1 pseudogene is annotated in these 277 nt (G+C 60.3%); it reads left to right on the top strand.

Features of this window, described 5'->3' with window-relative positions:
* Positions 1-277, top strand: a pseudogene (ispH, locus tag SB764_RS39775) (4-hydroxy-3-methylbut-2-enyl diphosphate reductase); the annotation flags it as partial.

The raw sequence follows: 277 nt of genomic DNA, 5'->3' as shown, positions 1-277 counted from the left end.
AGATGCGCCAGGACGGCTTCGATATCGTCATGATCGGTCACAAGGGGCATCCTGAAGTGGAGGGCACGATGGGTCAGGCCGGCGAGGGCATGCATCTGGTAGAAGATATCGCGGACGTGCAGGCACTGACGCTGGCCGATCCCGAACGGATCGCGTTCGTTACGCAAACTACCTTGTCGGTCGACGATGCAGCCGAGATCATCGGCGCCTTGAAGGCGAAATACCCGGCGATCCGCGAGCCGAAGAAGCAGGACATCTGTTACGCCACGCAGAACCG

The organism is Paraburkholderia sp. SIMBA_027, assembly GCF_046535315.1.
Taxonomy (GTDB): Bacteria; Pseudomonadota; Gammaproteobacteria; order Burkholderiales; family Burkholderiaceae; genus Paraburkholderia; species Paraburkholderia tropica.
This window is presented reverse-complemented; position numbering and strand designations above follow the sequence as displayed.